This is a genomic window from Nocardia speluncae NBRC 108251, from assembly GCF_001613245.1.
Classification (GTDB): Bacteria; Actinomycetota; Actinomycetes; order Mycobacteriales; family Mycobacteriaceae; genus Nocardia; species Nocardia speluncae.
The window spans coordinates 68,446-85,523 of the sequence record NZ_BDBZ01000021.1 but is presented as its reverse complement, the minus strand read 5'-3'; the positions used below and the strand labels follow the sequence as shown (position 1 = coordinate 85,523).

At 65.6% G+C, this 17,078-nt stretch carries 22 protein-coding genes; 11 read left to right on the top strand and 11 right to left on the bottom strand.

What is annotated here, in order from left to right; all coding sequences use genetic code 11:
• The first annotated feature begins 12 nt into the window (after window positions 1-12).
• The gene (locus tag NS6_RS20475; protein ID WP_068044135.1) at window positions 13-309 is read left to right on the top strand and encodes a HigA family addiction module antitoxin; all 297 of its coding nucleotides are present in this window, start codon (window positions 13-15) and stop codon (window positions 307-309) included.
• 120 nt (window positions 310-429) lie between these two features.
• Here NS6_RS20475 and NS6_RS20470 read toward each other — a convergent pair whose 3' ends face one another.
• From NS6_RS20470 to NS6_RS20450, 5 genes are read right to left on the bottom strand one after another with little or no spacing between them, the layout of a single operon-like run.
• Complete coding sequence (locus NS6_RS20470; RefSeq protein ID WP_068044134.1) at window positions 430-1,443, bottom strand: zinc-binding dehydrogenase; 1,014 nt, start codon at window positions 1,441-1,443, stop codon at window positions 430-432.
• Complete coding sequence (gene phnE, locus NS6_RS20465) at window positions 1,419-3,011, bottom strand: phosphonate ABC transporter, permease protein PhnE (RefSeq protein ID WP_068044132.1); 1,593 nt, start codon at window positions 3,009-3,011, stop codon at window positions 1,419-1,421. The genes NS6_RS20470 and phnE overlap by 25 nt, the downstream gene beginning before the upstream one ends.
• Window positions 3,008-3,826 (bottom strand): phosphonate ABC transporter ATP-binding protein, encoded by an 819-nt coding sequence (phnC, locus tag NS6_RS20460; protein ID WP_068044130.1) that lies wholly within the window; start codon window positions 3,824-3,826, stop codon window positions 3,008-3,010. Before phnC ends, phnE begins: the two co-directional genes overlap by 4 nt.
• A 4-nt stretch (window positions 3,827-3,830) precedes the next feature.
• Window positions 3,831-4,790 (bottom strand): phosphate/phosphite/phosphonate ABC transporter substrate-binding protein, encoded by a 960-nt coding sequence (locus tag NS6_RS20455; protein ID WP_068044128.1) that lies wholly within the window; start codon window positions 4,788-4,790, stop codon window positions 3,831-3,833.
• 34 nt (window positions 4,791-4,824) lie between these two features.
• On the bottom strand, window positions 4,825-5,511 hold the full coding sequence (locus NS6_RS20450) for a phosphonatase-like hydrolase (protein WP_084471246.1): 687 nt from the start codon (window positions 5,509-5,511) through the stop codon (window positions 4,825-4,827).
• Window positions 5,512-5,610: 99 nt separating this feature from the next.
• Between NS6_RS20450 and NS6_RS20445 the strand changes: the two genes are divergently transcribed.
• The 3 genes from NS6_RS20445 to NS6_RS20435 all read left to right on the top strand — a co-directional run bounded on the left by NS6_RS20445 (window position 5,611) and on the right by NS6_RS20435 (window position 8,461).
• A complete protein-coding gene (locus NS6_RS20445; protein ID WP_068044125.1) occupies window positions 5,611-6,324 on the top strand; it encodes a GntR family transcriptional regulator in 714 nt (237 codons plus the stop codon).
• Window positions 6,325-6,777: 453 nt separating this feature from the next.
• Window positions 6,778-7,356 (top strand): hypothetical protein, encoded by a 579-nt coding sequence (locus tag NS6_RS20440; protein WP_068044123.1) that lies wholly within the window; start codon window positions 6,778-6,780, stop codon window positions 7,354-7,356.
• Between the two features lie 274 nt (window positions 7,357-7,630).
• Window positions 7,631-8,461 (top strand): DUF2332 domain-containing protein, encoded by an 831-nt coding sequence (locus tag NS6_RS20435; protein WP_068044121.1) that lies wholly within the window; start codon window positions 7,631-7,633, stop codon window positions 8,459-8,461.
• Here the strand turns inward: NS6_RS20435 and NS6_RS20430 are convergent.
• Together NS6_RS20430 and NS6_RS20425 are read right to left on the bottom strand one after the other, a co-directional pair.
• The gene (locus NS6_RS20430; RefSeq protein WP_068044118.1) at window positions 8,421-8,909 is read right to left on the bottom strand and encodes a cupin domain-containing protein; all 489 of its coding nucleotides are present in this window, start codon (window positions 8,907-8,909) and stop codon (window positions 8,421-8,423) included. The genes NS6_RS20435 and NS6_RS20430 overlap by 41 nt on opposite strands.
• Before the next feature lie 220 nt (window positions 8,910-9,129).
• Entirely contained in the window at window positions 9,130-9,594 is a 465-nt protein-coding gene (locus tag NS6_RS20425; RefSeq protein ID WP_245669433.1) for an SAM-dependent methyltransferase, read from the bottom strand.
• 209 nt (window positions 9,595-9,803) lie between these two features.
• Between NS6_RS20425 and NS6_RS20420 the strand changes: the two genes are divergently transcribed.
• On the top strand, window positions 9,804-10,232 hold the full coding sequence (locus NS6_RS20420; protein ID WP_068044113.1) for a pyridoxamine 5'-phosphate oxidase family protein: 429 nt from the start codon (window positions 9,804-9,806) through the stop codon (window positions 10,230-10,232).
• Between the two features lie 27 nt (window positions 10,233-10,259).
• Window positions 10,260-11,285 carry an SMP-30/gluconolactonase/LRE family protein gene (locus tag NS6_RS20415; RefSeq protein ID WP_084471245.1) on the top strand — a complete coding sequence of 342 codons (1,026 nt, stop codon included), beginning with the start codon at window positions 10,260-10,262 and terminating at the stop codon, window positions 11,283-11,285.
• A 160-nt stretch (window positions 11,286-11,445) separates the two neighbouring features.
• Here the strand turns inward: NS6_RS20415 and NS6_RS20410 are convergent, their stop codons facing one another.
• Window positions 11,446-11,967, bottom strand: coding sequence for a hypothetical protein (locus NS6_RS20410; RefSeq protein WP_068044108.1), 522 nt, complete (start codon window positions 11,965-11,967; stop codon window positions 11,446-11,448).
• A gap of 152 nt (window positions 11,968-12,119) precedes the next feature.
• Between NS6_RS20410 and NS6_RS20405 the strand changes: the two genes are divergently transcribed.
• The 5 genes from NS6_RS20405 (at window position 12,120) to NS6_RS36255 (ending at window position 14,932) form a co-directional block, all read left to right on the top strand.
• On the top strand, window positions 12,120-12,515 hold the full coding sequence (locus NS6_RS20405) for a type VII secretion target (RefSeq protein WP_084471244.1): 396 nt from the start codon (window positions 12,120-12,122) through the stop codon (window positions 12,513-12,515).
• Window positions 12,512-13,303 carry a hypothetical protein gene (locus tag NS6_RS20400; RefSeq protein ID WP_068044106.1) on the top strand — a complete coding sequence of 264 codons (792 nt, stop codon included), beginning with the start codon at window positions 12,512-12,514 and terminating at the stop codon, window positions 13,301-13,303. The genes NS6_RS20405 and NS6_RS20400 overlap by 4 nt, the downstream gene beginning before the upstream one ends.
• The gene (locus NS6_RS20395; protein WP_068044104.1) at window positions 13,300-13,884 is read left to right on the top strand and encodes a hypothetical protein; all 585 of its coding nucleotides are present in this window, start codon (window positions 13,300-13,302) and stop codon (window positions 13,882-13,884) included. The genes NS6_RS20400 and NS6_RS20395 overlap by 4 nt, the downstream gene beginning before the upstream one ends.
• Window positions 13,881-14,708 (top strand): hypothetical protein, encoded by an 828-nt coding sequence (locus NS6_RS20390; RefSeq protein ID WP_068044102.1) that lies wholly within the window; start codon window positions 13,881-13,883, stop codon window positions 14,706-14,708. Before NS6_RS20395 ends, NS6_RS20390 begins: the two co-directional genes overlap by 4 nt.
• Window positions 14,709-14,809: 101 nt before the next feature.
• Entirely contained in the window at window positions 14,810-14,932 is a 123-nt protein-coding gene (locus tag NS6_RS36255) for a hypothetical protein (RefSeq protein ID WP_281211425.1), read from the top strand.
• Between the two features lie 161 nt (window positions 14,933-15,093).
• Here NS6_RS36255 and NS6_RS20385 read toward each other — a convergent pair whose 3' ends face one another.
• From NS6_RS20385 to NS6_RS20375, 3 genes are all read right to left on the bottom strand, one after another.
• Complete coding sequence (locus NS6_RS20385; protein ID WP_157112854.1) at window positions 15,094-15,609, bottom strand: hypothetical protein; 516 nt, start codon at window positions 15,607-15,609, stop codon at window positions 15,094-15,096.
• A gap of 18 nt (window positions 15,610-15,627) precedes the next feature.
• Window positions 15,628-16,629 carry a DUF6973 domain-containing protein gene (locus tag NS6_RS20380; protein ID WP_157112853.1) on the bottom strand — a complete coding sequence of 334 codons (1,002 nt, stop codon included), beginning with the start codon at window positions 16,627-16,629 and terminating at the stop codon, window positions 15,628-15,630.
• Between the two features lie 176 nt (window positions 16,630-16,805).
• Entirely contained in the window at window positions 16,806-17,072 is a 267-nt protein-coding gene (locus tag NS6_RS20375) for a hypothetical protein (protein WP_068044096.1), read from the bottom strand.
• Between the last annotated feature and the right edge of the window lie 6 nt (window positions 17,073-17,078).

Sequence of the window (17,078 nt, the reverse complement as noted above, 5' to 3'; positions counted from 1 at the left end):
GAGGTACACGAGATGAACAATCCACTGGCTACGCCCATCCACCCCGGCGAGATCCTGGTCGCAGATTTTCTGGAGCCGTTCGGGATCACCCAGCACCGACTGGCCGTCATCATCGGAGTTCCGCCCCGCCGGATCAACGAGATCGTACACGGCAAGCGTTCCATCACTGCCGATACTGCGCTGAGGCTCGGAAGAGTATTCGGTAACAGCGCTCAATTCTGGCTCAACCTGCAGGATCGCTACGACCTAGACGTAACCGCCGACAAGCTCGGGGATTCGCTGGACCGAATAGTTCCACTGTCGGCCTGATCGGCCCAGTGTTGCGGGGTCGAGAGTGGATCAGGTCTGACCGAATGCCGTTCGAGCTGTCCGGCGAAGCCGCGGAATCGCCGTCGCCGCGCCTCCGCGATCGTGGCTCCGCGGCGGTATTCACGGCGCGATGGAGGCACGGAGAACGGCTCGTGGCAGCGGTTGCAGGACGGTGCCGATCGCGGCCAGCTCGACGGGTTCGGCGACCAGGTCCGGCCACGGCAGAGTCCGGGTGGTCCGGGTCAGGAATTCCACGGCCCGGATCAGATGGCGGGGTTCGTAGTTGTGCACACCGGTTATGGTCAGCCAGCCGCGGACCACGGCCTCCGGGTCGAGTGCGATGGCAGGGCCGGGGGTCACCGAGCCGGCCAGCACCAGCCGTCCGCCGAGGTCGACGCGGGCGAGTGCGCCTGTGACAGCATCGGGTGAACCGGAGAAGTCCAGTGCGATATCCACCCTCCCGCCGGGGTCCGGGGTCGCGCCGAATCGTGCCGCGATGTGCTGTCGCTGCGGGTGCGGGTCACTGATCAGCACCTCTGCACCCTGTTCTGCGCAGGCACCGGCAGCGGTGACGCCAAGCATGCCCGCCCCGCAGATCAGGACGCGGCGGCCGGCCATCGCTCCGGCCGCCTCGAGCACGGCCATAACGGTCGCGGTAGCGCATCCGGCGGGTGCGGCAACCGCATCGGGAACCGTCTCCGGGACCGTGACCGTGGTGACTCCGGCGGGGAGCAGTATGTGATCGGCGTATCCGCCGGACAGCGGCCAGTCACCCGTGAACGCCTCGTGCCCGACCTTGCGTACCTGTTCACATTTGGCGGTGAAACCGCGCCGGCAGCGCCCGCACCGGCCGCAGGTCGCGGTGACCGACCAGACGATCCGCTCACCGATCTCCCGTTCGGCGCCGGGGCCTGCGGCCGCCACGTGCCCGACTGCCTCATGCCCGAGGATCGACGGTGACGGCGCCGGGCGGCGCCCGGAGACGGTGTGCAGATCGCTTCCGCAGACGGTGGCCAGGTCCACACGGACCAGCAGTTCTCCGGGGCCGGGAGTCGGCAGCTCGACGTCGCGGATCCGGATGCCGTCGGCGGACCATACGGCTGCGCGGGTCATACGACGAGTGAGCGTATCCATCCGGAAAGCCTTTCGATGGTGTAGACGATGACGAAGACGACCAGGACGATCGCGCCCGCGATATCGAAGTTCAGCGTCCGGATGGCTTCGAACAGCAGGTATCCGATACCGCCCGCGCCGACGATGCCCAGCACTGTCGAGGTACGAATATTGACGTCGAGTAGATAGAGGCTGGAACCGATCAATGCCGGGACGGCTTGCGGGATGACCGCGGCGAACAGGGTTTTCCACCAGCCGCCGCCGACCGCCCTGACCGCTTCGAGCGGTCCGGGGTCGATCTCTTCGACCGCGTCGGCGACGAGTTTGCCGAGAAATCCGATGGAGCCGAGGGCCAGTGCGCAGGTTCCGGCGATCGGGCCGAGACCGAGCGCCGCGACGAACACCACTGCGATGATCAGCTCCGGAACCGCGCGCACCACCAGGATCCAGGTCCGGGCCAGCCAGTACAACGCCGGGTGCGGGGATACATCGGCCGCGCCGAGGATACCGAGCGGAATCGAGAGCACCACCCCGATCGCGGTCGCTACCAGGCCGATGGCGATGGTCTGGACGGCGGCATCGAACAGGTCGGCGCCGAGCGCGTCGAAATCCGGCGGGATCATCCTGCCGAATACCTCGAACGACGGCCACGGCCAAGTGAACAGCGCGAACGGGTCGATATCGAGGACGACCAGCGAGGCGAGACAGGTGATTGCGAGGAGCACACCGAAGGCGAAGCGCGTCTGCCGGTCTCGGCCCGGACCTGCCTTCGACGGTGTCAGCAGGGTGCGCCGGATGACGATGGTGAGGACTTCCATGGCCGCGATGATCACCAAGATCACGGCGACGATGCCGAGGGCACGCGGGTAGATCAAACCGCGCAGCGCGTCCTGCAGGGCGAAACCGATCCCGCCCGCGCCGACGAAACCGAGTACCACCGACATCCGTAGGTTGATATCGATGCGGTAGACGAAAGTGCTGATCCAGGAGGGGATCGCCTGCGGTACGACGGCGTTCAGCATCTCCCGGACATATCCGGCGCCGGTCGCGCGGACCGCTTCTCGCGGGCCCGGATCGGTCTGCTCGATGGCATCGGCGAACAATTTTCCGAGCATCCCTATCGAATGCAGCGCCAGCGCCAGAATGCCGGGCAGCACACCGATCCCGAGTGCACGGACGAACAAGGCCGCGAACAGCAGATCCGGCATGGCCCGGCAGAACGTGATGACGCCCCTCGCCGCACCGTAGACCACGGGATGAGGGGTGGTGTTGCGGGCGGCGAGGAACGCCAGCGGCACCGAGACCAGCGCGGCCAGTACGGTGCCGAGTACCGCCATCAGCAAGGTTTCGACGGCGAGGGAGGATATCCGGCCGGGGTCGTCGAGCCGCGGCGGCAGCATCCGTTCCAGGAGCGCGGCGATCTCGTCGAGACCGTCGACGAGCGTGGCCGGCGCGAAGTCGATGTACCAGGCGCCGGCCAGGGTGGCCAGTACGGCGGCCGCGGCGCAGGCCCGTAACACCACGGTGCGAATCGTGTTCGGTACCGGTGGTTTCGCGGCCCGCCGTTGCGGGGCGAGCAGCGCACTCATCGTGGTTCGACCACGTTCGCCCCGGACACCGCCGGTTCGACCCGCCGATAGATCTCCATGACTTCGTCCCGGGACAGGCCCACCGCGGGGCGGTCGAGCACCTTCGCTCCACCCCGTAGCCCGATCAGCCGGTGCGCCCAGCCCATTGCCAGATCCACCTGGTGCAGTGTGCACAGCACCGTCAGTTTCTCCTCGATGCACACCCGGAACAGCAGGTCCATCACCACACCCGCGTTCTCGGGGTCGAGGGAGGCGACGGGTTCGTCGGCGAGCAGCACCTTGGGTTGTTGCATGAGGGTGCGCGCGATCGCGACCCGCTGCTGCTGACCGCCGGAGAGCGTATCGGCGCGGCGATCGGCGAGATCGGCCAACCCGACCCGGTCGAGATGCTGGAGTGCCTCGGCCCGCATCCGTTTCGGGTAGGTGAGTGCCCCGTAGCGGGGCAGCGTGATCCGGCCGAGCCCGCCGATGAGCACGTTCTCCAGGCAGCTGAGCCGCCCGACCAGGTTGAACTGCTGGAAGACGAATCCCACATCACGCCGTAGCGCGCGCAGGCGGGCACCGGATGCGAGGTCGACCCGGGTCCCGCCGACCTCGACCCGGCCCGAGCTCACTGGGTGCAGGCCGTTCAGGCAACGCAGCAACGTCGATTTTCCCGAGCCGGAAAGCCCGAGCAGAACGACCATTTCACTGCGATGCACCTCGAACGACACTTCGTCGAGCGCGGTGGTTTCGCCGAATTTCTTGGTGACCGCGTGCGCGGAGATGACGGTGTCGTCGCCGGCGACGGTCGGACGGTGCGGCGCGGGAGGCATCGGATCAGCCCTTGCACTTCTCGGAGCCGGTTACTTCACATACGTGGCGCACGCCGTTGTAGTCGGCGTCGGTGGCAGGGACGACGCCCCACACCCGTTCGTCGGTGATCCGGCAATCGCCGGTGCACAGTCCTTCGCCGAGCATGTAGTCGGCGTTGACCTTTTCGGTGAAGACGGTGCGTAGTCTGTCGACGGTTTCGGTGCCGAGATCATTGTTCGCGGCGAACAGCGAACCGGCGATGGTTTCCGATTTCCACACGGTCTCGAGTTGACCCGGTTTAAGGTCGCCCTTTTCGATCAGGGTTTTGTCGACCATGGTGTCGAAGGCGAACCCGGCATCGCAGTCACCGGCTGCGATGGCCAGCGCGGAGGCATCGTGGCCGCCGGCGTAGATCGGCTGCACACCGGCGGAAAGGTCCGCTTCCGATCCGGACTCGATAACCTTGTTCTCGATCAGACCGGCTGTGGGATAGAGGTAGCCGGAGGTCGAACCCGGGTCGACGAAGCAGACCTTCTTGCCTTTGAAGTCGCCGAGCTCGTTGACCTGATCGTTATCCGCGCGGGCAAGGCCGTAGGACCGATAGCCCGGCGGTGTGCCCTTGTCCTGCACGACCGCACCCAGCGGGGTCATCTCCGCGCCGTTCACGCCGGCCACCACATAGGCGAACGGTCCGAAGAACGCGAGGTCGACATTGCCGGCGATGAGCCCCTCCACCACCCCTGCGTAGTCGGAGGCCTGCACGAAATCGATCTCCGAACCGGTTTCGCGTTCCAGCAGGGCGATCACCGGTTCGTAGCTGGCTTTCAGATCGGTGGAGTTCTCGGCCGGGATGGCGGCCAGCGTCAGGGTTTCGGGGTAGCCCTGTTCGTTCAGCGCCTCGGAATCGGAGCCGGAACAGGCGGACAACGTGAGGGCCAGGCCGGCGAGTACGGCGGCCACGGTATGACTGCGGCGGAAGAACATGGAACGTCCTCGGAGGAGTCGGGGTCGAACGGGATCAGGCAGAAAGGAGCAGGTCGGGGAGTTCGGCAATGGTGTCGAGGATGTGGGTGGCGCCCGCCTCGCGCAGGGCCTGCGCGTTGTGCGCGCCGGTGAGGGTGCCCGCCACGATGGAGGCGCCGGCACGCAGACCGGAGGTGATATCGCTGGCGGTGTCGCCGACGACTGCCACTCGACGGACGTCGTCGACCTCGGCTCGCAGCAAGGCGGTAAGCACCAGGTCGGGGTAGGGACGGCCGCGGCCGGCGTCGGCGGGCGCCAGCACCAGGTCGGCTACTTCGGTCCAGTCGAGGGCGGTGAGGATTCGGTGCTGGGTGGACCGGCTGAATCCAGTGGTCAGCGCAACCTTGACACCGCCCGCGCGCAGTTTCGCGATGGCTTCTTCGGCACCCGGAATCGGCTCGAGCGCGCCCTCGTCGACGTAGCGTTCGTAGGCGGATTCGAATGCCGCGTTGGCTTCGGCCGCCTTGCGCTCGGAACCGAACAGCGCCCGGAAAACTACAATTTTCGACTGACCCATCGTGTCGAGCACGTAGCGGCGGGCGTTGTCGCGCTCGGGGCCGGCCACCGGCAGACCTACCGCCGTGGCGGCGTCGTCGAAGGCCGCGATCACGGCGCCGTCGTCGGCGACCGTGGTTCCGGCCATATCCAGTACTGCCAGGGCGATATCGCTGTTGTCTTGCACGGGACCGAGAATGCCATGCTGGTATAGACCAGGGGGCTGCCGTTGAGCGAACCTTGGGTTAACAGCTGGTATAGACCACCTTCGCGGTAGGGTTGGACCGTGACGTCGACCGTCGAACCCCGGGTTCTCAAACACCAGATCGTGCGCGCGCGCATCGAAGAACTGCTCGCCGGGCTGAACGTCGGCGATACCGTGCCCTCCGAACGCGATCTCGCGGTGCGGTTCGACGTAGCCCGGGAAACGGTGCGGCAGGCGCTGCGCGAACTACTCGTCGCCGGACGGATCGAACGCCAGGGTAAGACCACCCTGGTGGCCGGCCCGAAACTCGTTCTTCCCCTTGCTCTCGGCTCCTACACCGAGGCCGCCCGCACCGAAGGCCGCACCGCCACCCGAATTCTCGTCGGCTGGTCCCGGCTCGCCGCCGATCCCGATCTCGCCGGCCGACTCGCCATCGACCCGGGCGATCCGGTGATCCAGCTCGAACGCGTACTCACCACCGACGGCGTACACCTCGGCCTCGAAACCACCCGGCTCCCCGCCTACCGCTACCCCGGACTGATCGACACCTTCGACTACACCCAGTCGCTGTACGCCGAAATCGCCGGCCGTGGAATAGCTTTCGCCAAAGCAGTGGACAGTATCGAAACAACCCTGCCCGACGCCCGCGAAGCCGCCCTGCTCGCCGTCGACACCCGCACCCCGATGTTCCTGCTGAAACGCCTCTCCTACGACCCCGCCGGGGTCCCCATCGAACACCGCCGCTCCCTCTACCGCGGCGACCGCATGACCTTCACCGCCATCCAAACCCCGTAACCCAGCACGGGTTCGAGCGGGCCAGACCCCGAGTCGCCGCTTCGCGCGGGCAGGTTCGATGCCGGCCGGGACCGCCGCGGCCGCCTGCCCATACCCCGGGGCCACCCCCTCCTGGACCCTCTTCCGCGACTCGCCCAGTGCCTGCGGCCCGAAGACTGTGCGACCGCTCGTCGATGCCGAGCCGTCGCATTGCGCCACGCCGAACGGCAACGAGCCGAGTTCGCAGACCACGCGGTCTCGCACCGAGCCACGACGCCGACCGTGTCGGTAGGGGGCCGCCACCTTGCCCGATACGACACGGTGAACGCCGTTGACAATCCCGCTTACCAACCAGTTTCGAGTCCCTATTGAATGTGCCGTTATCTAGCGGTACGGTAATGAATGTATCGATAGACGCCCCTGAAGGTGTAACCGTCCGAAGTACACGGGGCGCGACGAGTGAGGACTCCACCGATGAACCGAAATCCCGAACAGCGCACCCGCCGCATCGCCGCCCGGATCGCCGCGATCGCGGTCATCGCCCTCGCTCCCTTGGCCGCCGCCACCGGCACCGCCCTGGCGGACCCGGCAGGCGCGACACAGATCAGCGACCGCGATTCCCACAGTTCCGGCGGCCGCGGCAGCGACGGCGGTCACAACTTCGGCGACAACAGGCTCGGCGACAACACACCCGGCGACTACGGCATCAGCGATAACGGTTTCGGCTGGGACGACAACGGCCACTACGGATATCGCGACCACAACCAGCAGAACTACGACGGCTGGAACGACCAGTTCAACACCGGCCACACCAACCGCGGGAGCCGCGATTCACACGCCGGTTACGGTGGCGGCCGCGACCACGATGGACCGGCCGGCCACGGATACAACAACGGTGGCGGGACCCAGAACCAGGGCTGGAACATGCCCAACCCCTACATCCCGCCGCCCCCGCCGGCCCTGCTGCCGGCGATCCCCGCGCTGCATATGCCGGTACTGCCGCACCTGCCCCTGCCGATGGCCGGGCTGCCGGGCACCGGTAGCGCGTTCTGACGCCCCCGCCTATCGCGCCGTTGTTCAACGGTTCGTTTTCTGGTGACCCTCTGTTGACACTGGGCCGGGTCCGCCACCCCTGAGGGACCCGGCCCAAGCACCACAGAACCGACGCCGACAGATCGGACCGCACCACCGGGAACCGCCGGCCCGGCATATCGGTGCCGGCCGAGCCCGATTCGATATCCATCATGGTTTCGAGACTTGACCGCAGATCGAGCCGGGCACCTCAGCTCAGGTCTCAACCGTTGTTTCAACGATACGATTCACATGCATGAACCGAACCGCAACGAATCCCCCCGCCTCACATACCGAAGCCCGAGCCGTGTTGTATCCCGCAGTCACCGAAGCAGCCCGCCGGGTGAGCGCGAACACGGTCGGACTGATCGATGTGGGTTGCGGTGCCGGTTTCGATCTCACCGTGGATCGTGTCGGCATCACCTACCGCGACGGGCACCCGCTGGGCGACCCACAGTCTCCTGTCCAGCTGTCATCCGCGATCGTCGGCCACCGCCCCGTCCCGGTGCACACCATGCCGAAGGTCCGCACCCGGATCGGCATCGACAACGACCCGATCGACGTGACCGATCCGGCTGTGGCCCAACGGCTACGAGACTCCGTCCCGCCGGACCGGCCTGAACAATCGGCTCGGCTGGACGCCGATATCACGTTGACCACCGCGACAACCGCACAACTGCTGCGCGGCGACCCCATCGACCTGTTACCCGGCGCTATCGCCCGAGTCCCCGCGGACGCCCTGCCCGTTGTCACTACGACCTGGGCCCTGTCCCGCTTCTCGCGCGAACGTCGCCTGCGTTTCCTGCACCGACTGGACGAGTCGGCCGCCGGTCGCGTGGTGGCCTGGGTTTCGGCCGAAGGCGTCGGCGTGGCGCCGGCCGTACCGACACTCGGTGATCGGCACGCTTGCGGTCACAGCATCATCGGTCTGGCGATCTTCGACGGTCCGGCCTTGCGCGCCGAGGCCATCGGCCGGTGCTGGTCACGGGGCCGCATGCTGAGCTGGCTGACGGATTCTGCCCCGCACCACCGACAGCTGTCCGATATCACCTGTTCCATTCGTTCCACACCGGCGCCGGGCCGATGAAGAACACACCGTAGTCCTCCAAGACGGAGGTGTTCGCGTCGTCGTGGCGAGCATCCGCCGGACCGACTCCGGTGAAGTACCCCTCCAATGCGCCCGGGGTGTTACCTATCAGCACTTCGGCGGTTTCGGTGATGGTCTGAAAGGTGTGCGGGACATTGCGTGGACCGAATACGAAGGCGCCGGGGTCGGCTTCCTGCACCGCACAGCTCTCCAGGGTGGGTCCGCCGAGCCAGAACCGCACCCGGCCGGAGACCACCGTCCAGAATTCGTCCTCCCGGGTGTGGAAATGCAGTGGCGGCGCGGACTCGGGGTTGAGCGTCGTCCGCATCATGGTCAACTGACCTGCGGTGTCCTGTTCGGTGAGCGACTGCTCGAATCGAGTGTTGTAGTAACCGTATGTCGGCTGCGTCCACGGATTACGGACGCCGCCACGACCGATAGCAGTCATGTCCAGCCCTCTTTCCTCTTGCGGCACCGGCGATTTCGTTGACCCAGCCGACTGTAATCGGCAGCCACGCCCCCGGCAGGCGAACGCGCAGCACGCATGCGGGACCGCAGGTCCACGCGGCGCCGCCGCCCCGCGTCGACCACGAGCCGTACCGGTGGATACCCGCGCCACGGACCGGTCCGTCGGCGGTTTCGCCGATCGGTCGCCGTGCGAACCACCGCTACCGCCGAATGCCCACACCGATAAGGGGGGTGGCGTCGAGTTCGCGGACCCCGGCGGCGTCGAACGAACTCAGGTAGGCATCGCGGACCGCAATTCGCTGTGCCTCGTCTAGTTCGGCGAGGGCTCCGGCGAACCCGGAGCCGGTGACCATCAGCCAGGCGATGTCGGGTGCCAGCGGGAGCCGGAGTTCGTTTTCTTTGACGGTGACATCGGTGAGACCGCGTTCACCGAGCCAGATGCGCAGCGGGTCCGGTCGGTTGAGCTCGTCGACGAGATGCGGTGGCCGCGGCGGTGGGGGTGTCGCACCGGTGACCGCGGCGACCGCCGCCCCGAGGTGCTTACCCGCGATTTCGACGGCGCCACGCCGCCGGATCGTGAACCCGGTCCGGCCGCCGGGACGCACCCGGCCGATCAGGTATTCGGCTCCCGCGGTCATATCCGGGAAGAAGAAAATCCCCAGCACCACCTGCACCAGGTCGTAGCCGTCGGACGGCCAGGCGGTGACGTCACCGATATTCGGGTGCAGCTGGCCTTAACGGTGATGGCTTTCAACTATTCTGGCCACACCCCGCAGCACGGACCGGGCGCACCACCCACGGCATGGACGATCACACAGAAACTCTGGCGTTCCACCTATGGATTCGGGCGGGCAAATGCCGTTGACTCGCTGCTATGAGCGACGACTCCGCCCACCTCACCGCCGCCGATCTCGAGTTCCTCGCACGCCCACTGCACGGATTTCTGTCCGTCGCCGGGGCGACACAGCCACCGCAGCCCCGGCCCGTATGGTTCGAGGCCACCACGGATGGAACTATCCAGCTCTTCACGGAACCGGACTCGCTGAAGGTGCGCCGGCTGCGCCGCGATCCCCGCGCCTCGATCGTCGTCGCCGCGCCGGTAGGCGAGCTCGAACGCTGGGTGTCCATCTCCGGCCATACCACCATAGAGACCGACGGCGCGCACGACCTGTGTTCCCGCCTCGCCCCGCGCTATTGGGACCTCGGCGAACAGTCCCGAGCCGACACACTCGCCGAGATACTCGCGGGCGATCTGCTCCGCGTCGTGATCCACCCGGAAAAAGTGCACCGCTACGCTCTCTGAACACAGACCGACATATCCGGAGCAATCATGAACACTGCCGCTCGTTCGGCTACGCGCCTGCGGCCGCAGCGCTGGACCCCGCCGCCGGCCCCCGCACGGGCGAAGCAGAAGGTGAGCACGCCACCACTTCCACCGGTGCGGCGAATCGAACTTCCGGGTCCCGGACCGGAAGATGTGGTTCGCGGTGTGGACGGAGCTGTCTATACGGGCCTCGCCGGCGGCGAGATCCTGCGCGTCGAGATCGACACCGCAGCGGTCACCACGGTCGCCGATACCGGCGGCCGCCCGCTCGGACTACACGCCCGACACGATGGATCACTGCTCATCTGCGATGCGGAACGCGGTCTGTTGCAGTGGCCGGGGCCGGACCGCCCGATCGAGATCCTGGTCGATGCTGTCGACGGCCACCGGCTCGAATTCGCGAGCAACGTCATCGAAGATCCCGCCGACGGAACCATCTACTTCACCGCCTCGTCGACCCGCTGGCCACTGGACCAGTGGCTCGGTGACCTGTTCGAACACTCCGGCACAGGCAGATTGCTGCGCCGGAAACCGGCCGGCACGGTAGACGTCCTGCTCGACGACCTGCAATTCGCCAACGGTGTCGCATTCTCGCCCAACCGAGATTCGCTGATCTTCGCCGAAACCGCCGCCTACCGCCTCGGCCGTTACTGGCTACGCGGCCCGAAAGCAGGCACGCGGGAAACGCTGGTGGACAATCTTCCCGGAGCCCCCGACAACATCGCGCTGGGCAGCGACGGACTGATCTGGGTGACCCTCGTTTCGCCCCGCAATCCGCTGCTCGACGCACTGCTACCACGGCCCGCCATACTGCGCACCGCAATCTGGGCATTGCCCGACCGCTGGAAACCGGCGCCGGCCCGAACCACGTGGGTGCTGGGCGTGGGAACCGACGGTTCTATCGTCCACGACCTACAGCGCGACGGCACGGACTACGCCATGGTCACCGGAGTGGTCGAACATGAAGGCACCCTGATCCTCGGCAGCCTGCACGAGTCGGCCATTGCAATAACCCGGGTACCCCGAGGGTAGGAAAACCCTCCTGAGCGCACATTCGTGTGACAAGGAGACCTTCCCGGCCGAGTTCTTCCCCGACGAGAACGAACGGGTCGAGGCCGAAATCAGCCGCGGTTGTTTTCCGCCTGTTCGCGTCAACTGTCCTCGGTGGTTGCGCACCTCACCACTCCGAGCGCTACCGGTTCGGCTCTTCCGGCTTCTCGTGATCCGCCGAAGATTTCGACGTCCGATCATTGAAACTGTTCAATCGCGCTGTGAGCCGGTTCAGTACCGGTTCCAGTGGTCTCAGCAGGCGGTTCGGAACCAGCAACAAGAGCAACAGCAGCCCCGGAATGCCGAACAGAAACACCGGAATGATCGATGTCAGGCCGTTCAGAACCGAGGCATTCCCGTGGTACACATACTTTTCGACTCCGGTATCGATCAGCCGTGGCCGCGCGGTCAGCGTCTCCCCGGAATCCGCGTCGTAGATGCCGACCTTCCGGCCTTCGCCGATCACCTCGGCTGCACCGGGGCCCGGGGAGTCACCGCCGGGCCCGAGGAAACTCGTACCCGCACTGACCTCGACACGCATCTCCTTGCCGTAACCCAGGTAGTAGGCAGCGATATTGATCGGATCGGTCAGAAAGACCGCCGCCATCGCGCTCAGCGCAAGACCGGCGATGCCACCGACGATGCGCCAGAACCAAAACGGCATACTCCCCCCTCCATCGGCCACGAACCGACTCCGACGGACCCATCGAACCACAGGTCCCGGTCTGCCTGCGACCCGAGCGAGGCGTCGAGCGTGCTGTGCAGACAACAATCCGGACAGCGGTAATAGCCGTATGACACTGACGACAACCGGCCATGGTCGACGCGATCGTCGAGCACATGGCAGTATCGGATGGCGAAATCTCGTTATGCAGCAGGGGGTTGGAATTGGTCTACGAGTTCAAGGTCGAGCCGGACGATCTCGACGAGTCGGCACGCCACCTGTGGAGACTGGGACAGGAGAATTCCCGAACCGTCTCGTACGCAGAGAAGTGGCTGAATGTACAAGAGAGCGGCGGGCTGATATTGACACCGGTGCTCGATCGGCTACAGGAAGTCTGCGAAGAGTTGAAATCCAACTATGAACGCCTGGGATCCGTCACCGATTCCTCGGCAACAGAGTTGACCGATGCGGCGGCCATGTACCGGAATACCGATAATTCGACAGCCGCTGATCTGGATCGAACTTATTCCGCGGGCGGCGGCAAATGAGCACCGAAGAAGCAGTCGTCGGGTTTCCGATAGAGAAGCTCACCGACCCCACGGACAATGATCCGTACCCCAATCTCCTCGAACTGATCATCAACGGCAACGGACTCAGCCTCACCTACCACGCCAACAACCTGATCGTCATGGTTACCGGGTGCGATCTGCTTGCGACAATAACCAACAATGTGACCGGGAACTGGTCCTCGCTTCAGAAATCCTCCAGCGCTATCCGGAACCTATCCGCCTATAACGGCGCTTACCATGAGGCACTCGACGGAGCAATGGGCCTCTCCGAACAGACCTGGAAGGGCAATGCGGCGGATTCCGCGCGAGAGTTCTTCAAAACTCTCGACGCCGCCCTCGACGCCCAGGTGGATCCGCTGAACAAGATGGCGGACGATATCGATGGATTCGCACTGGCGTCATACCATATGGCAAACGGCCTCGCCACCGTGGTCCAGGCCCTCGGGGACCTCGCCATTCAATGGATGATCACGAAAGCAGCTGCCGCAGCAAAACGTATTGCCGCGGCGATTGCGGCAACGACCGGTGTGGGGGCTGCCGTGGCGGCCGGTTTGACGACTACCGCAAATATCTTGGAGGGTGTCGCCGCCGCTATTGCGGCAATCATGGCAACGAAAGTCGCAAAGGCGATCAACGATCTGAGCCAATGGGTGGGCGCGGCTCAAGCCTTGGTCGGCGCCATCTCCGCAGGACTTCTCTCCGCGCTGGAGACAGGGACGATCCCCGACCTGCCCAGCGCATCCTATGACCACCCCGGAGTGCTATGACGAACCCCGAAGAGGAACCGGTGCTCGATCTCGCCGGCGGCGATATCGGTATGTCACGTCATCTCAGAAGTGCTCTGAACATTCTCGCCGGCAGTGGGCTGGCCCCGGATATGGAAAAGCAGCTCCGGGAGATAGCGCAGGGCAACGGCAGTCTGCGCGATCTCCGGCACAGCGAATCATTTCTGCGGCTCAGTGATTCGGTGCTCACGCAGGCGCAGGAAGACCTGCGTGAGCAGACGCCGGAGGAAAAGCAACGGCTGATCGACGAGGGCAACGCAACCCTCGAAAGCTACCGACGGCGCGATCCCAACGCCCCGGAACCGGCGCCCCCTCCGGCCGCCCCCGTGGCGCCGCCTTCCGCCGCGAGCGAGCCGCCGCCGAAACCGGCTCCCGCACCGCACCATCCCGGCGCCCTGCCCGGTTCTGCGGCCGCACCAGGCCCCGCAACACCGGGCGATCCCGCGCCCCAACCGCCACGCAACCGCCGGCAATCGTGGCGCGACGTGGTCGTCACCCCGGACGAACCCGACGAGGACGACCTCTACTTCCAGGAGCGACGGCAACGCGGCTGGTTGCAGTGAGCTGGAAGGAGCGGATCGAAGACGTCCGGTACCGCCCCAACGAATATCAGCGGATGTGGTCGCTTTCCGAGCATTCGGGTGGGGCCGGACGCGAGGCGCACTACGCACCGACCGATGTGACCGTATCGCTGGGGCGCCGGCCGGGGGCGCGGGAGTACAAGGACCCGCACTGGTACAAGAGGCGCCGTTCGCCGCTGAGCGTGGCACCGCTCGAACTGGAGGTCATCCAACCACTCCCGGACGTCTGCGCCGCGCATGGCCGGCCCGCGGTGTCCCGGCTACTCGTGCGGTCCCTGTTCTACGAGACCACAGTTCACCCCCGGCACCCGCAGACCGGACGCTCGATGGGCCGCCACCCCACACCGGTTTCGACCATCGTTGCGGGTGAGTGGCCGATATGCGACCGGTGTACCCGCCGAAGGCAGTGGTACCACGGGACGGCCGGTGTCCTCGTCCTGGTGATGGCTCTCAATGTGATCGCGATGATTGTGGTTGCGCGTGTCCTGGAGTACGAACCGCTGATCGTGCCACTGGCCGTCGCTACCTTCCCGGGTTCGCTCCCGATCGGGTTGATCGTCGCGCTCTTGCTCTACGAGAAAGGCAATACCCGCGTACAGGTCCGACCGATCGACGATGAACGGTTCCTCCGGGTCGACGCGCATCCGAATTTCGCGACAGCCCTTCACCGGATTCCCTCGCCACCTCCTGCCGAAGAACTCCCGCCACCCCGGCTCCGGCTCGAGAACGGGCGGGTGGTGCCGGACTGTTCAGCGCCGAATGACCGGACAACACGACCCCAGCGCCCTACTCGATGGGGAGCATAGAAACCCTCCGGGCAGCGTGCCAGGGCCGCGGCACAGAGCGGCCGATCTGAACCCGTGTACCTCCACGGCCACCGCCACACTCGAGCGATGGAGAAGCCTCGGTGAACATCGTGAAAGCGGCACCCTATGCGCTGGTGGGCTCCCGTTCACCCATGGTGCTTTCAGCTATGCACGTCCTGTTCTGCGCGCCCGGCTCAGCGATGAGCGCACCGCCCTGGTGGTGACCGCACATCCCGCGTTCATCGCGGCGCTGGACGATCTCAGAAGGCATCCACGGCCGGTAGCGGCTCCCTCGGTCTGGTAGCCGCCGCGAAGGCAGGAGCAGGCCGACGCCGGCAGCGGTATCACAGGGCGGCCGGGCTCCTCGTCCTGGCGATTCGCCCGCTCAGCGAGTCTCCTCGATCTCCAGGTACCAAACCGTTGTCGGCTCCCGAGTGAACTGATCGGGTTCAACTTCACTGACGGGCGTCACCGCCGACTCCGGCGTAGCGTATGCATCTCGTCCCACACTGTGCCGTGGATAGGTGTCCACATAGGCACCCACCGCTTCCCCGTCCTTCACGAACACCTGTACAGCGGAGTCGGAGTCACCGGGCAGACCCCGCCAATAGGCGTCGGTGCCGAGCTTGGAATTCACCTCGTCACTATCGACAGGCGAATGGAAGGTATACATGCGGTCCCAGGAATCCAACGGTAGACCGGCCGCGGCAATCACATCGCCCAGCCGAGCCGGCATGCGCGAGTCCAGGACCCGCTGAAATGCCGCGTTCACCGACGAATCGTCCTCGATCACCTCGATACGATCGAAAAGAAACCCACAACCCGGCACAGCCAGTGCAGTCACGGCGGCCGCAACCATCGCGATCCACCGACTATAATTCCGAACGCGCACCGGATTCACCGTCTCCTCGACTCGACATCATTTGGGCGACGAGCCATCGTCACCCACCGGCGAACCCGGCAAGAACTCGGCCCTGTTGTCGAGCTCGCCCGAGTCCACCGTTTGACCGATTTCGACGTCATCAGACCAGCTCAGTTCGCGGTCCTGGTTGATGACCACAGTGTCTCCGCGTTCTACAGCATCCTTCACCAACCCCTGCAACTCCTCCGGGCTCGCATCAGGATTCTGTAGTGCGATCGTTCGCCCGATTTCATTGTTGTGCAGGTCCATGGCCTCTCGAACAGAGGCATTGTCCGGGCGGCCCTCGTGCTTGGCGGTGAACTCTGTCGTCCAGTCCTCGCCGAACTCCTGCGTCATCAGCGCATTCCAGTAAGCGTGACGGAAAGCATCGGTGTGGTCGTCCTGCTCCACATCGCCGTCATACATCCCGTTGGCGGTGTCCTCGGCCTCGGTCATGATCCGATAGAAACGGATCTGATCGCCGAGACCGAGATTGCTCAGCATCTCTGCCTCGGCAGCGGTAACATCCTTGGCTTTCCCCAGCGGGCCGGCGATCATACCGAGCAGGCCGTCCTCAGGCCATTTGACCATGCCGCCCGGGTCGGCTTCCGCCTGGTTTTCGAGGAGGACCGCCTCCAACTCCCAGCCCGGCGGCAGCCGGACATCTTCGAAAGCTCTGTCCAACTCCGTCCGGACCGATTCGGCGGCATCGCCGGCGGCTCGAAGGGCGGCTTTGATGGCATCTCGATGGCTTTCCGCCTGTTTGTACAGAACAGAATGCGCCACCATCCAGCTGGCTACGCCCATCTCCTGCTGCACCCAAGCGAGTAGTTCCTCGCTGTAGCCCACATCCCCGGTCTCACCGACCAGGAACCGCTCCCGTTCAGCATTCGCGATCGTGTCCACCGCGGTGGTTTTCGCAGTGAACAGCGCGGTTCCCGCGCTCGTAAGGACAGTGCCGGCTTTCTCCAGCGCCGTGGAAACGCTGGACAGCGAGGTTCGCGTCTGATCGCCCTTCACCCGCATGGCATCGGCGGCATCGCCGCGCCAGAACCCCGGCGAATCCGCGAGCTGGTGCGATACCGCACCATGTTCGACGAGTACCGCCTGCGCGGCCCGTGCCCATTCCTGCCCCTGGTCGGTCAGCGGCGCCGGGTTCCACTGGCGGATTTGTGATTTCGATGGCGGGATTGAACTCATCGCGGTGGCTCACCGGCATTCTCGAGCCCCGCCACGTTCTGTGACTCGGTGTGCAGGAACTCTCCGATATCGGCCCTCGCCCGGTCGCAGATCTCCTGGACCTGTCCGCCGGCTCCCCGGGTGGCGGCGCGGGCCCGAAACCCGGCTGTCATCACCGCGTGCCCGAGCCCGGATCCCGGTAGGGCGCCTTCGACCTGCGCAACAAAGCTTTCCGTGGACACCCCGTCCAACTGGGTTCTGGAACGTCCGAGTGCTCCGATCATTCCTTC

Bases quoted from the DNA above. Each gene is read 5' to 3' on its own strand.
- NS6_RS20415 (WP_084471245.1), top strand. From the start codon at position 10,260: ATGAACACTGCCGCTCGTTCGGCTACGCGCCTGCGGCCGCAGCGCTGG.
- NS6_RS20375 (WP_068044096.1), bottom strand. From the start codon at position 17,072: ATGATCGGAGCACTCGGACGTTCCAGAACCCAGTTGGACGGGGTGTCC.
- NS6_RS20470 (WP_068044134.1), bottom strand. From the start codon at position 1,443: ATGGATACGCTCACTCGTCGTATGACCCGCGCAGCCGTATGGTCCGCC.
- NS6_RS20420 (WP_068044113.1), top strand. From the start codon at position 9,804: ATGAGCGACGACTCCGCCCACCTCACCGCCGCCGATCTCGAGTTCCTC.
- NS6_RS20475 (WP_068044135.1), top strand. From the start codon at position 13: ATGAACAATCCACTGGCTACGCCCATCCACCCCGGCGAGATCCTGGTC.
- NS6_RS20405 (WP_084471244.1), top strand. From the start codon at position 12,120: ATGGTCGACGCGATCGTCGAGCACATGGCAGTATCGGATGGCGAAATC.
- NS6_RS20435 (WP_068044121.1), top strand. From the start codon at position 7,631: ATGAACCGAACCGCAACGAATCCCCCCGCCTCACATACCGAAGCCCGA.
- NS6_RS20430 (WP_068044118.1), bottom strand. From the start codon at position 8,909: ATGACTGCTATCGGTCGTGGCGGCGTCCGTAATCCGTGGACGCAGCCG.
- NS6_RS20395 (WP_068044104.1), top strand. From the start codon at position 13,300: ATGACGAACCCCGAAGAGGAACCGGTGCTCGATCTCGCCGGCGGCGAT.
- NS6_RS20455 (WP_068044128.1), bottom strand. From the start codon at position 4,790: ATGTTCTTCCGCCGCAGTCATACCGTGGCCGCCGTACTCGCCGGCCTG.
- NS6_RS20400 (WP_068044106.1), top strand. From the start codon at position 12,512: ATGAGCACCGAAGAAGCAGTCGTCGGGTTTCCGATAGAGAAGCTCACC.
- phnE (WP_068044132.1), bottom strand. From the start codon at position 3,011: ATGAGTGCGCTGCTCGCCCCGCAACGGCGGGCCGCGAAACCACCGGTA.
- NS6_RS20410 (WP_068044108.1), bottom strand. From the start codon at position 11,967: ATGCCGTTTTGGTTCTGGCGCATCGTCGGTGGCATCGCCGGTCTTGCG.
- NS6_RS20440 (WP_068044123.1), top strand. From the start codon at position 6,778: ATGAACCGAAATCCCGAACAGCGCACCCGCCGCATCGCCGCCCGGATC.
- phnC (WP_068044130.1), bottom strand. From the start codon at position 3,826: ATGCCTCCCGCGCCGCACCGTCCGACCGTCGCCGGCGACGACACCGTC.